We start from the raw sequence: 14,045 nt of genomic DNA, 5'->3' as shown, positions 1-14,045 counted from the left end.
CGCTCTGAGCGGGCTATACGGAAGCGGGGGACAGCGCTATCGCCGACAGAATCGAATCAAGCGTGGCGGCGACCACCGCCAAAGCGCGGACGGCGGCGACTGAATCGTTGTGCTTCGCGGAAGCGAAAAGGATCGGCTTGCTTAATTCCAGTTCCGTCATGATCTTCCCTTCTGCGTCGCCGTTGCGCTCGGAGTTCCTTTGGTACCCGCGGGTATGGAGCTTATTGGCCCGCCGTAGCGAGTAAAGCGGGGCAAATTGCTGCAAATTGGGGCTAAGAGGAAGAGGATCCACGTCCACCACACCGGTAAGACCATGGGATGACTGGCATTACTCGGGCGATGGGGTACGATTTCGTCAGGTTGGGCACGGCCACGCGTGTGGAGAACGAAGGGTTTGATCAGCCGACCTCAAGCCGAAGCTAGCCCGGAGCCTGACAGGTGGTGCAGCAGTCGCCGAATGTCGCGTACTCGGACAGTAGCTCTCAGGTGTTGTGGGAGGACGGCGAGCTCGTGTTCCGCCGTGGCCGGCGATTGGACGATAGTGGCAAGCACCTCTCCGTGCTGCTTGTAGCCCCTGCCGCCGACCACCCGTCTCGCTCAAGTCTCGATCGCCTCGAGCACGAATACGAGCTGAAAGATATGCTCGACAGGACCTGGGCAGCGCGGCCGCTGGCCCTCATGCGCGACGCCGGTCGGACCGTGCTGGTGCTCGATGATCCAGGCGGCGAACCGCTCAACCGTTTCCTGGGTGAGCCCATGGAGGTAGGACGTTTCTTGCGTCTGGCTATCGCTGTTACCTCGGCTCTTGGCAAGCTTCATCAGCGCGGGCTCATCCACAAAGACATCAAGCCAGCCAACATTGTGGTGGACTGCGCAGATGGCCACGTGCGGCTCACCGGGTTCGGCATCGCATCACGCCTGCCCCGCGAGCGACAGACGCCCGCGCCGCCCGAGACCATCGCCGGTACGCTTGCTTACATGGCACCCGAACAAACCGGGCGGATGAACCGCTCGATCGATGCCCGCAGCGATCTCTATGCGCTCGGCGTCACGCTCTACGAAATGTTGACGGGAATCCAGCCTTTTAGCGCCGCGGATCCTATGGAATGGATCCATTGCCACGTTGCTCGACAACCAGCCTCTCCAACTGACCGCGTGCCGTGCGTACCTCAGGTGATCTCGGCAATCGTTATGAGGCTGCTCGCAAAGGGGGCGGAGGACCGCTACCAGACAGCAGCCGGCTTGGAACAAGATCTCCGGCGCTGCCTCGCGGACTGGGAGACCCTGCACGAAGTCAAACCAATTTCCCTTGGAGAATACGATATTCCGAGCAGGATTCTTATCCCCGAGAAGTTGTATGGGAGAGAGCACGAGATCGGTATGTTGCTCGCCGCGTTCGAGCGAGTCATCAAGAGTGGCACGCCGGAGTTGGTGCTGGTTTCCGGCTATTCGGGCATTGGCAAATCTTCGGTAGTAAACGAACTGCATAAGGTGCTCGTGCCACCACGTGGCCTGTTTTCGTCCGGCAAGTTCGACCAATACAAGCGTGACATCCCGTATTCGACCTTGGTGCAGGCTTTCCAGTCTCTGATCCGACCACTTCTAGCGAAGAGCGACGCCGAGTTAAATTGCTGGAGCGAGGCCTTTCGCGACGCACTTGGTCAGAACGGAAAGCTCATCATCGACCTTGTTCCCGAGCTGAAGCTTATCGTTGGCGACCAGCCGCCGGTCCCTGAGCTTCCGCCGCAGCAGGCGCAAGCGCGATTTCAGCTAGTGTTTCAACGTTTCCTTGGCGTCTTCGCTCGAGCGCAGCATCCGCTGGTGCTTTTTCTCGATGATCTGCAATGGCTGGACGCGGCGACGCTCGACCTTTTGGAGGATCTTCTGACCCGGTCGGAGCTTCAGCATCTGATGGTGATCGGCGCCTACCGCAACAATGAGGTCGATGCGGATCATCCGCTGATGCGCAGGCTCGAAGCGATTGACCGGACCCAGGTCCGCGTACAAGAGATCCAGCTTGCGCCGCTTGCCTGTGAGCACGTCCGAGAGTTAATAAGCGATGCCCTTCACTGCGCGCCAGCACACGCAACGTCGCTTGCGCAGATAGTTCACGAAAAGACTGCCGGCAACCCATTCTTCGTTATTCAGTTTCTGTACACGCTGGCCGAGGAGGGCCTCCTCACCTTTGATCCGAACGCGACGTGGTGGTCCTGGGATCCGAAGCGCATTCAAGCAAATGGGTACACGGACAACGTGGTGGACCTCATGGTCCCCAAGCTGGTTCGACTGCCGGACAAGACGCAATCTGCGCTGCGAGAACTAGCTTGTCTCGGCAGCGTCACTGATACAACGACCTTGTCATTTATCCTGGGGGATCCGCAAGACGAGGTCGACCTGGCTCTCTCGGATGCGGTCCGTCAGGAATTGGTTGAACGCCAAGGCAATTCCTACCGGTTCATCCACGACCGGGTGCAGGAAGCCGCTTACTCGCTAATACCGCAAGCCTCGCGTCCGGCGGCCCATCTCCGGATCGGAAGGCTCCTCGCTGCGCGGGCACCAATAGAGCGTCAAGAAGATGCGATCTTCGATATCGTCAACCAGCTCAACCGTGGCGCCTCACTCATCGACTCGCCGGACGAGCGAGAACGGGTCGCCGAACTCAATCTCATTGCGGGTAGGCGCGCTAAGGACGCGGCAGCTTATTCATCCGCATTGACGTACCTCGCGACGGGTTGTGACTTGCTCCGGGACGATGATTGGGGTGCGCAGTATCGACTTCTTTTCGATCTCGAGCTTCACCGCGCCGAATGTGAGTACCAGACCGCGGAATTCGCCGCAGCAGAGGACCGACTCTCAGTCCTGGCGAGCCGAGCAGTAAGCCTAATCGATAGCGCAGCGGTCGTACGCCAGCGGTTGGCGCTCTACACCATCTTGGATCGACTCGATGCCGCGGTCGACGTTGGTCTAGAATTCCTTGCCCATGTCGGCATCAAATGGTCGCCGCACCCAACGAACGACGAACTAGCCCAAGAGTACAATCGGATTTGGCAGCAAATCGGTGATCGCTCAATCGAACAGTTGGTTGCTCTACCACCGATGAGGGATACTGCTTGGGCTGTTACCATTGACGTGCTTTCCACCCTTGCTTCGCCGGCTTTATTTAGCGACACCAGTCTCGGTTGTCTTGTCCTCGGTCGAATCATCAATCTCAGTTTAGAGCACGGTTACACTGACGGGTCTTGTTTCGCTTACGTCTACTCTAACTTGGCCTTTGGCTGTCGCTTCGGCGATTACCGCTCAGGGTACCGCTTCGCCAAAGTTGGGCTCGACGTTATGGAGCAGCGTAAACTCTTTCGTTTCAAGCCTCGGGTCTATCTTGGTTTTGCAATAGCGAATTCTTGGATTGAGCCCCTTTCCACAAGCCATGCACTGCTGCGCCGCGCTTTCGATACGGCGCGAGAAACCGGTGATCTCGTTTACATGGGTTTTGCGCTCCGCACGCTGGTGACGAATCTTCTCGCCAGCGGTACACCACTCGCAGAAACGCAGAGCGAGGCCGAGCGCGCTTTCGAATTCGCGCGCAAAGCGAGATTTGGCCTCATCTTCGATATTGTCGGTGGACAACTGGCCCTGATTCGGACACTTCGAGGTCTCACGTCGACACTCGGTTCCTTCAACGACGGCGAGTTTGATGAAACCCGCTTTGAGCAACATTTGCATCAAGACTCGCGGCTGGCGTTTGCTGCGTGTTTGTATTGGGTCCGCAAGTTGCAAGCGCGTTGCTACGCTGGCGACTATCCATCCGCCGTTGAGGCCGAAATAAACGCCCGCCAACTTCTGTCAGAATCACCGTCATTCCGTCTCTATTTCGAAGCTGCTGAATACGACTTCTTTGCCGCGCTTGTACGAGCAGCGTGCTGCAAATCGTCTCTCTCAGATGAGCGATCGCAGCATCTTGCAATGCTTCATGCACATCACAGGCAGCTCAAAGCGTGGGCCGAGCACAGCCCGGAGAATTTTGATGACCGTGCCGCGCTTGTCGGAGCTGAGATCGCTAGGATCGAGAGCCGCATGGTCGAGGCCATGGAACTTTATGAACGGGCCATCCGGTCGGCCCGCGCCAATGGCTTCGTCCAAAACGAGGCGATCGCCTACGAGCTCGCCGCGCACTTCTATGAGGCATGTGACTTCGAGGAGATTGCTCGTGTTTACCTGCAAAACGCCCGCGACTGCTACCTGCGCTGGGGCGCTGACGGCAAGGTGCGTCAACTCGATGCGACGCATCCGCGTCTCAGAATGGAAGAGCCTGCAGTAGCTTCGACAACCACAATCGCAACGTCTGTCGAGCAACTCGATCTCGCGACGGTGATCAAGGTGTCGCAGGCGATATCGGGCGAGATCGTGCTGGAGAACCTGCTCGAAATGCTTATGCGCACGGCGCTTGAACAGGCCGGTGCCGAACGAGGCTTTTTGATCCTATCGCACGGGGCAGAGCAGCGGATCGCCGCCGAAGCCACGACCAAAGGCGATTTGGTGACCGTGCATCTGCGCGACGATGACGTAGTCGGGACGATGCTGCCGGAGTCGGTGCTCCACTATGTCATGCGCACGCGGGAAAGCGTTATTCTCGACGATGCGTTATCTCACAATCCATTTTATGACGATCCCTATATCGTTGAGCGTTACCTCCGTTCTGTCCTCTGTTTGCCGCTAGTCAACCAGGGAAGAATTACGGGAATTCTCTACTTGGAGAACAATCTGACACCTAGAGTCTTTACGCCAGATCGCGTCGCTCTATTGAAGGTGCTTGCGTCGCAGGCAGCGATATCGCTTGAAAATGCGCGGCTTTATGACGCGCTCGCCGATCGGGAAGGGAGGATTCGGCGTTTGGTCGACGCCAACATCATCGGAATCTTCATCGCTGACCGCCAAGGTCGGATTCTTGAAGCCAACGACGAGTTCTTACGTCTCGTAGGATATGCCCGTGAAGACTTGGTTTCTGGCCGCGTTCGCTGGACCGAGCTGTCCCCGCCCGAATGGCGCGAGCGCGATGCAATCACCCAGGCTGCACTAAATACAACTGGCATCGTTCAGCCCTTTGAGAAGGAGTTCTTTCGGAAGGACCGCAGCCGCGTTCCAGTGCTTATGGGCGCCGCGCTGTTCGAGGAAGGAGGCGATCGTCTTGCGTTCGTCCTCGATCTGACCGAGCGCAGGCGAGCCGAGGATCGACTGCGCCGTAGCGAAGCCTGGCTAAGCCAGGCACAGAGGTTAAGCCGTAGCGGAAATTGGGTCTATGATGCGACAACGAAGCTCTACATCTATTGGTCCGACGAAAGCTACAGAATCTGGGGGTTCGATCCGCTGCAGGGTCTCCCAAGCCGTGCGGACATGTGGGGACGTATCCACCCAGATGATCGAGACCGAGTGAGCGAAACAGTTCAAGAAGCAGTACGCCTGAAAACGGATTTCACAACCGAATTCAGAATCTTACTTCCTGACGGCACCGTCAGATTCCTTGAAGGAACTAGCCATCACCTGTTTTCTTCGGAGGGCGCGCTGTTGGAGGTTATGACCTCGACCGTCGACGTGACGCAACGCAAGCTTGCCGAACAAGCCTTACGGGAGAGCGAGCAAAGTTTGCGCTCGACGATAGACGGAATACCGGGCCTCGTTGCGATCTTAGCTCCGAATGGTGAACTCGAAGCCGTAAATCGTCAAATTTTTGAGTATTGTGGCCAGTCACTGGAGGAGTTGAGGAGCTGGGACACCAACGGAACGATACATCCTGATGACCTTCCCCATCTCGCTGAAGTTTTCACAAAATCGATCTCCGCCGGCATTCCCTATGAAGCCGAAGCACGCGTGAGGCGCTTCGACGGCGAATTTCGCTGGTTTGAGATCCGAGGCATTCCGGTTCGAGACGCGTCCGACCGCATTGTTCGCTGGTATTCACTGCTGACTGATACCGAAGATCGCACACAGGCCTTGACGCGGTTGCAGCAGATGCAATCGGAGTTTGCACACATGAATCGAGTCAGCATGATGGGAGAATTAGCAGCCTCGCTTTCTCATGAGATTGCACAACCGATTGCAAGTGCGCGCAACAACGCGCGAGCGGCGCAGAATTTTCTGAGAATGCGGCCGCCGGACCTCGGCGAGGTCGGGGAGGCGCTCTCCTGTGTCGTCGGGGATGCAGATCGAGTCGGGGAAATCATCGATCGCATACGAGAGCAAATCAAGAAAGTGCCGCCGCCAAAGCAACGTTTCGATCTTAATGTAGCAATCGATGAGGTGATCGTATTGGCGCGAAGCGTAATCCTCCAAAATCGTGTTTCAGTCCAGACGCGGCTTGCGGAGGGTGGGCTACCGGTTCTGGGGGATCGCATTCAACTGCAACAAGTCTTGCTGAATCTTATTTTAAACGCGGCTGAAGCGATGAACTCAGTTGATGAGCAGGCAAGAGAGCTGTTGATTAGCACCGAGCAGGACCATGCGGGAGCCCTTGTTTCCGTGCGCGATTCCGGCCCGGGCATTGACCCGGCGTATCTAGATCGCATCTTCGACGCCTTCTACACCACAAAGTCCGGTGGAACGGGGATGGGGTTGTCAATTTGCCGCTCTATCATCCATGCTCACGGGGGGCGACTATGGGCGGGAGCGAACGAACCTCGCGGCGCTGTATTTCAATTCACGCTGCCCGACGCCGCCCCGCGCGAGCTCACGATTCCTCTTCAGGCGAGCCATCGGAAATGAGAGCCGCGGAAACACATCGTGTGAGTTGGTCCTCGTCCACCGGCTTACGCAGGTAACACAAGACCCCATCGTTCAGTGCTCGAGCCCGGTCAGCATCATTGGGAAACGCCGTCACCAGGATTGTCGGTATGGCGTTGCCGGTATCGATAAGGCGCCGGTAGAGTTCGAGCCCGGTCATGCCAGGCATATGAATGTCAGCGATTAGGCATGCCGTTTCGGCAAGCCGCGGCGAGCCGAGAAGATCGGCCGCACAAGAGAAAACGTCGACCGTATAGCCCAGCGATCTCATGAGTCTGTACATGGACTCACGAAAGAACGGATCATCTTCAACGACCGAAACCAGTACCTTTTTCATCATACCGCCCATGGCCGTTCGCTGGACCCGTCTACGGGCAGACAACTATCCAATTGTAGTGGAGCTCCGCGCCGAATTGGTTGCCAGCTCAGAGAATGCCACCAGCGTGCCGTGAGTGCCCCGTAAACTTTGGTTTATCTGGACAATGATGGCAACGCTAATCCGGCATGGCTGTTAATCGAGGCGACCGCGGGACGAAAGCGGCCGCGGGATCGCACCGGACGACTTTAAGAAGCGTCCGCCTATCCTAAGCCTTGGTATGATCGTTCCGCCCCTTTTGGAGTATCGAGCTTAACTCGTGATCAATTGAGCGGTTGGTGACATTCCTCTTAGTCTTGGTGCATCCGAAATGCGCACAGGCGAAAAGGAGAAGACAAATGCCTTACCGCCGCGAAAGCCACTGTTCTGAGAAGGCCATGCGATGCGCAGTCTGTGAGGGCAAGTTTGGTCTCGTTCGGCACTATTGTTGGCGAACGCCGCTTTGTTCCAGGAAGTGCGTCGATCGCTTCAAGGAGCGTCGCCAAAGTGACCACAGTTGGATGGGCTGGTTCCAAATTGCTCTTGAACGGCCACCTGAAAACCACGCGAGCGTGTCATGACGCGTCGGATTCCGCAAAAAAGCGACCGGTGAAGAGACTCGGGCTTTGCTCAGCGGAGGCTGGAACCATGGTGGACTAAATGATTGCAAGGCGACGCGGTCGAAAGTCGATCAGAGCTCGGACGCGAGCCGAGGTGGGCTCAGCGTGCGTGCTATGGCGGACCCGCTGCGCATCCTCAAGAAAAGGACTGTTCAGGTTTCAGGATTGGGATTAAAAAAAGCGAGGTCTGCGGAGCCCGCAAGGCGGTATGCAGGCCGATTTTCGCGATCTCTTCCGAGTGGCGGCGATGTCTGAGGCAACCTCCACGGTGTTGGTCATCGACGACGATCCGGATCTCCGCGCGTCGGTCGGGCGCCTGCTGCGATCCCTCGGCATTAACGTTCAGCTATTTGCCTCGATTTCCGACTTCCTCAAATCCGATCCACCGGATTGTCCCACCTGCCTGGTGCTCGATATCAGATTGCCCGGCCAAAGCGGCCTCGATTTCCAGCGCGAGCTAGCCGCGGCGAACCGGGAGATTCCGATCATATTTGTCACCGGTCACGGCGACATACCGATGTCTGTGCAGGCAATGAAGCGGGGTGCGATCGAGTTTCTGACTAAGCCGTTCCGCGACCAGGATCTTCTCGACGCCGTTCAGCTTGGGTTAGCGCGCGACAGCGCGCGCCGAGAGAATGACAAGGACTTGGTCTCTCTTAGGCAGCGTTTCGCCTCCCTAAGCCCCCGGGAGCGCGAGATCGTAATTCAGGTAGCGCGTGGCCGCCTGAGTAAACAGATTGCGCACGATATCGGCATCGCCGAGGCTACCGTAAAGGTGCATCGCAGCAGGGCGATGCAGAAGATGCAGGCCGGTTCGCTTCCAGAGCTCGGCCGGATGGCTGATCGGCTCAAGCTGGTGTCTGACACGCCGCAACGCTCTTAGGGGGCTCTTTTTTGCGCGATGCGCGCTGTTCGCACGATCGATGTATTAAGCGTTGCGCAATCTCCAAAGTACACCAAGAGAAAAGGCCGGCGGGCGCTGCGCCGCCGACCTTTCCTGCGCAACTGCTGGCTCACGGGGGCCGGTTCCGTTGCGAACTTGGGGGGACAGCATCGATTGAATCCTTGCTACGAAGGGACCGCCGACCCTATCGTACATCGGCATGCCGCGAATCTACGGAAGGAGATTCGCATTACCAAATCAGGAAAATGCCACTTATACATCGTTACTGATCACGAAGTTCCCGCAGAGTTGCAGCAGCTTCAAACGTTTCTCGTGGTGACTGTTCTGATTTTGCGCCGCGCGGCCATACGAAATGAACTAATCCGTGGGAAGTCTGCCTGACTAGATCTCGAGCACTTACAATCTTTCGCCGACCGAAGTCGCGTCCCCGCTTGTAAATTTAGGTTTAGGTAACGCAACCAAATCCGTCATTACGCGCCACTCGTGTGGAATAGCTCGCAGCCCTCCAAATCATCAGATTGCGCTCGTTAGCATCGTTGCGGGGATCAGCACTGCAAACGCGAGCGAGGTCATAATGCGATCGACTGCGGTTTTCGGGCGCTTAGAGCACTTTCGTTTCAAGCCGGAGCGTAACGCCAGACGCGCCGTTCAGCGTCCGGATGCGGCCAGACGGCTTTTCGAGCAACGCACTGAACCAGCCGGCACAACGCCGACAGAAGTATCGTTCGGACCGTTTCGCCTGCTTCGATCGCAGTTCCTTTTGCTGGAAGATGACAAGCCGGTGCCGATCGGAAGTCGCGCTCTGGAAATCCTGGTTGCTTTGCTTGAACGCCCCGGCGAGTTGGTCAGCAAGCACGACTTGATGGTACGCGTTTGGCCGGATGTTTTTGTTGAGCCGGCGAACCTAACGGTTCATATGTCAGCGTTGCGTCGCGCGCTGCGTGACGGTCAGGGCGGGAACCGCTTCATCATTAACATCCCAGGACGCGGCTACTGTTTCGTCGCCTCAGTAGCTCTATCGACTTACAAGAACTGAGCGCAACTCGCGGGCACCGGGAACGTTGCGCGAGACATTACTGTGATTGCGGCGATGATAGACCAGCGGCTAACGGAGGCGAGCCATCCGGAAGCTTCTGGAGCGTCGCCGTCGGTCATTTAGCTGGCTACGATTCTGGCATTGTTCCTGAGTTTTTGGCTGCAGCTTGAGCTTCGACAACAGCTGCGCTTACCGTTGGAGCTGTTGCCGAACCGACTAGGCTTCCGCGCTGGAAAACGCAGGGGGCAGCGCTCTTGCAAGGAGTGCGCGCTCAACTCGAAGCGAGGCTCATCGGATTAAGAGTTGGTTGGCTCGGCGCGGCTAAGCTGCATTCCGGGCCTTTTGGTTGCGCCAAGCTAAAAGCGGCTATTCGCGAGAATTGCAGGCGACCGGGTCCGCTGTCGATTGGATGTGCCTATAAAATCGCTAAGAGGGATAGGGCGGTCCCTCGCCGGAATCCGAAACAGTCACTCGCCGTTCTAAGCCAAAGTTTATGTCGCGCGACGACAGCGGTACCATCGGACAACCCACGTCCAATGGAAATCAGGCCGGCAGAAATGCAAGTCTCGTCGCGATAACTCGCGTTCGGGAGGTCGCTCATGAGGATTATAATTGTTCTCATCGCTTCTGCTCTGATCAATGTATCTGCAATTCCAGGGTTTGCGGCGGAGCGAAAATTAAACAAGGATGTTGATGGCGCTCGCGTGGTCTCGGGGATCGTCCCGGGCAAACCAGATAATGCGACCGCCAATGGGAAGACTTGCCGCGCCTACGCCGCTTCATTTTATGAGTCCGAGATGCTGCGGCAAGCCGCCGCCGACCGCGTCGGCGGCGCGCGGATGTTTACTACGCTTAATTCCGTGATCAACGCTTTCGGCGACCTGTTTGCAACGAAATGCACCAGCTGACCCTCACCACCTCGGGGCTCTCGGATGATCATGTTCCCGCTTATGACCAGCTTGACTTGGTTTGAGGCCGCGATGGCGGTTCATTCACTCTCCAACAATGCACTTCAGAAACTGATCGCGGGTCCCACGGTCTTCATCTGCGACGAGTGCGTCGAGCTCTGCATGGACATCATCCGCGAGGAGAACAAGTCCTCGCTGGTCAAGTCGCGCGACGGCATTCCGACGCCGAAGGAAATCTGCAAGGTGCTCGATGACTACGTCATCGGCCAGAGCCATGCGAAGAAGGTCCTGTCGGTCGCGGTGCACAACCACTACAAGCGCCTCAACCACCAGACCAAGCACAACGATGTCGAGCTCGCGAAGTCGAACATCCTGCTGATCGGTCCGACCGGCTCGGGCAAGACGCTGCTCGCGCAGACGCTCGCCCGCATCCTCGACGTGCCCTTCACCATGGCGGATGCGACCACGCTGACCGAAGCCGGCTATGTCGGCGAGGACGTCGAGAACATCATCCTGAAGCTGCTCCAGGCTGCCGACTACAATGTCGAGCGGGCCCAGCGCGGCATCGTCTACATCGACGAAATCGACAAGATCAGTCGCAAGTCCGACAATCCCTCGATCACGCGCGACGTGTCGGGTGAGGGCGTGCAGCAGGCACTGCTGAAGATCATGGAAGGCACGGTGGCTTCGGTCCCGCCGCAGGGCGGCCGCAAGCATCCCCAGCAGGAGTTCCTGCAGGTGGACACCACCAACATCCTGTTCATCTGCGGCGGCGCGTTTGCCGGCCTCGAGAAGATCATCTCGGCGCGCGGGCGCTCGACCTCGATCGGTTTCGCGGCCCAGGTGATGGCGCCGGAAGACCGCCGTACCGGCGAGATCTTCCGCCACGTCGAGCCCGAAGATCTCCTGAAGTACGGTCTTATCCCCGAGTTCGTCGGCCGTCTGCCCGTCGTCGCGACGCTCGAGGATCTCGACGAGACTTCACTGAAGAAGATCCTCACAGAGCCGAAGAACGCGCTGGTGAAACAGTACCAGCGGCTGTTCGAAATGGAGAACATCGAGCTGACCTTCGCCGACGAGGCGCTTGGCGCGGTCGCCCGCAAGGCGATCGAGCGCAAGACCGGCGCGCGCGGTCTGCGTTCGATCCTCGAAGCGATCCTGCTCGAGACCATGTTCGATCTGCCGGGCCTGGAAGGTGTGGAAGAAGTCGTGATTTCCCGCGAAGTCGTGGAAGGCACGGCCCGTCCGCTCTACATCTACGCCGATCGCTTCGATCGCGCGGTGGAAAGCAGTGCCATGGCGTACTAAGTCGACCGAACTTAACGACCGCTGTCTTACAACATTCGCCGCGTCGCTAGTTGTTTATCCCCAAGTTACTGTCCCGTGGCCTTCGAACTCGATATCAGGGACGACGCGACTTGAGTGAGGATCAACACATCATATGAGGAGTAGAACATGGGAGAGGTTAGGCGATTTGTTCCAAAGTCCGAGCAACAGCGGGCTCGGCTTATTCGAGATCCCCGAGCCATCTACGACAGTGCCTTTCCGCCAACCGATCCCGTCCGCGAGCAGCGGGACGATGCATCCGCGAACTGTATGCCCATCGGTGCAGAAGTCGATCGCGGCGATGAGGAGGTATCATGATCGCGATTATCGCAGTGCTCTGCAGTTTGTCTTCTCCCACAAATTGCCACGAACAGACGGTCACGACCTCGAACTTCGCTGACGTCTCGATGCAGTCCTGCCTGATGGGCGCACCGCAGCTAGCCGACTGGATGAATCAGCATCCGACTGAGCGCCTTGCCGCATGGCGCTGCGTGCTCGGAAAAAGGGATGGAAGGGGAGCTTAGGGCCGCGGGCCGATCGTGCTCTGAGACGTTCCGCGACTCTGCGAGCGACTAGCGAGGAGCAAATTTGCCGGGATCTAAGCAGCTTGAGGAGATCCGCAAGGACGGATTGAGATAAGCGCGGCCCAGGGACCTAGGCGGTCGTGATCAATTTCTGTTTGGGAGCGGAGTATTCGCCGAAGGCGGCGAGTAAGGCGGTCACAACAGGGAGACTCGTCGATCACCCCTGTGCGCCGTGGGCTTGTTTGGCCCTCTCCGGTGACAGTATTGACGGCTATTTTGGGTGACGCCGCGCCAGTGCCGCCGATCACTATCCTTACGGTTTACTCGTTATGCGATTTCGGGCGCGAGGTTGCTCGCCATCTACGCTTTGATCGCCCGGTCTTTGTTCTCGCGGAGCCTGCACTTATGTCCCGATGGGCTTCACACCGTATTTTTGATAGTAGGTGCTCCTGATTTCGTCCTGACTTCGAGCAGGGCGAGCAAAGACATGGGCTGGAGACAGCAACGGGCTGATTGAACTGGTTTCGATTTTGACAACGTGATCGACAGGATACTCTAGGCCATTCGTCGCCCGAACCCAGTTGGCGATCGTCAAGGACTCGTCATCTTCTGGCGGCAGTATCAACCCGCGGCCCTTGAATCGATAGCCGCGCCTTTGGAAGATGTCGACTACGTTAATTTCGACGGCGGGATTGCGCTTCAAGTTCAATATCGTCCGAGGCGAGGCGATGTCGGCGAAGTAGAGAACGCCGTTTCTGGCGGTCAAAGAGGCCTTCGGCGAAAGATTGGGCGTTCCATCCTCGTTGACTGTCGCGACAAACGACAATATTACCTGTTTGATGATTGCCTCAATGTCGGCGGTGATTTCAATCATAGACATCCTCTCCTAGTTCTTGGGGAGCCTTCTAGGCTGCCGTCACTTGCAGTCCGCGCTGCACCGCCGGCCGAGTGAGGCCACGGGTGAGCCACGACTGCACATGAAGAAAGCGGTCGAAGCCGACGAGATCGCGTGCTTCGTAGAAGCTGATCAAGTTGCGTACCCAGCCGAGCAGCGAAATATCGGCGATGCTGTAGTCTGCGCCCATCACCCAGTCGCGGCCGGCGAGCCGTTGGTCTAGGACGCCGAGTAGCCGCGCTGATTCAGTTGCGTAGCGGTCGCGCGGGCGCTTGTCTTCGTAGGCCTTACCGGCGAATTTGTTGAAGAAGCCGACCTGGCCGAACATCGGCCCGACTCCGCCCATCTGCCACATCAGCCACTGGATTGTTTCATAGCGAGTGTTTGGATCGGCCGAGATGAATTGTCCGGTCTTGTCGGCAAGGTAGAGGAGGATCGCGCCCGATTCGAACAGCGCGAGCGGCGTTCCGCTCGGCCCATCAGGGTCGTAGATTGCGGGAATCTTTCCGTTTGGGTTGAGTGCGAGAAAGGCCGGGTCTTGGGTTTCGTTCGCCATGATGTCGATCCGATGCGGCTCGTAAGCAAGGCTCGTTTCCTCAAGCATGATGCCGACCTTCACTCCATTGGGCGTGGGGGTGGAAAAGAGCTGCAGCCGATCGGGGTACTGCGCCGGCCAGCGCGCAAAAATTGGGTGATCGACTGTCAC

10 protein-coding genes are annotated in these 14,045 nt (G+C 57.7%); 6 read left to right on the top strand and 4 right to left on the bottom strand.

Annotated features, from left to right (window positions below):
- Window positions 1-13: 13 nt before the first annotated feature.
- Window positions 14-160, bottom strand: a complete 147-nt coding sequence (locus tag XH84_RS39960; RefSeq protein ID WP_164936494.1) for a hypothetical protein — start codon at window positions 158-160, stop codon at window positions 14-16.
- A gap of 278 nt (window positions 161-438) precedes the next feature.
- Here XH84_RS39960 and XH84_RS23495 point away from each other — a divergent pair, with 278 nt between their 5' ends.
- Entirely contained in the window at window positions 439-6,753 is a 6,315-nt protein-coding gene (locus tag XH84_RS23495; RefSeq protein ID WP_128921367.1) for an AAA family ATPase, read from the top strand.
- On the opposite strand, the gene XH84_RS23490 is transcribed toward XH84_RS23495, so the two are convergent.
- Complete coding sequence (locus XH84_RS23490; protein ID WP_245471822.1) at window positions 6,719-7,120, bottom strand: response regulator transcription factor; 402 nt, start codon at window positions 7,118-7,120, stop codon at window positions 6,719-6,721. The genes XH84_RS23495 and XH84_RS23490 overlap by 35 nt on opposite strands.
- An 873-nt stretch (window positions 7,121-7,993) precedes the next feature.
- Here XH84_RS23490 and XH84_RS23480 point away from each other — a divergent pair.
- The 5 genes from XH84_RS23480 (at window position 7,994) to XH84_RS23455 (ending at window position 12,444) form a co-directional block, all read left to right on the top strand.
- Window positions 7,994-8,629 (top strand): response regulator transcription factor, encoded by a 636-nt coding sequence (locus XH84_RS23480; protein WP_128921461.1) that lies wholly within the window; start codon window positions 7,994-7,996, stop codon window positions 8,627-8,629.
- Between the two features lie 595 nt (window positions 8,630-9,224).
- On the top strand, window positions 9,225-9,686 hold the full coding sequence (locus tag XH84_RS23475) for a winged helix-turn-helix domain-containing protein (RefSeq protein ID WP_128921369.1): 462 nt from the start codon (window positions 9,225-9,227) through the stop codon (window positions 9,684-9,686).
- A gap of 599 nt (window positions 9,687-10,285) precedes the next feature.
- Window positions 10,286-10,594, top strand: coding sequence for a hypothetical protein (locus XH84_RS23470; protein ID WP_128921370.1), 309 nt, complete (start codon window positions 10,286-10,288; stop codon window positions 10,592-10,594).
- A 72-nt stretch (window positions 10,595-10,666) separates the two neighbouring features.
- Window positions 10,667-11,902 (top strand): ATP-dependent Clp protease ATP-binding subunit ClpX, encoded by a 1,236-nt coding sequence (clpX, locus tag XH84_RS23465; protein ID WP_128921371.1) that lies wholly within the window; start codon window positions 10,667-10,669, stop codon window positions 11,900-11,902.
- 332 nt (window positions 11,903-12,234) lie between these two features.
- Window positions 12,235-12,444, top strand: coding sequence for a hypothetical protein (locus XH84_RS23455; protein ID WP_128921373.1), 210 nt, complete (start codon window positions 12,235-12,237; stop codon window positions 12,442-12,444).
- Between the two features lie 403 nt (window positions 12,445-12,847).
- Here the strand turns inward: XH84_RS23455 and XH84_RS23450 are convergent, their stop codons facing one another.
- Window positions 12,848-13,318, bottom strand: a complete 471-nt coding sequence (locus XH84_RS23450) for a pyridoxamine 5'-phosphate oxidase family protein (protein WP_128921374.1) — start codon at window positions 13,316-13,318, stop codon at window positions 12,848-12,850.
- A gap of 31 nt (window positions 13,319-13,349) precedes the next feature.
- Window positions 13,350-14,045, bottom strand: coding sequence for a glutathione S-transferase N-terminal domain-containing protein (locus XH84_RS23445; RefSeq protein ID WP_128921375.1), 696 nt, complete (start codon window positions 14,043-14,045; stop codon window positions 13,350-13,352).

This window comes from Bradyrhizobium nanningense (genome assembly GCF_004114535.1).
GTDB lineage: Bacteria > Pseudomonadota > Alphaproteobacteria > Rhizobiales > Xanthobacteraceae > Bradyrhizobium > Bradyrhizobium nanningense.
Note: the sequence above shows the minus strand (reverse complement) of the source record. Positions and strands in the feature narration are given on the sequence as shown.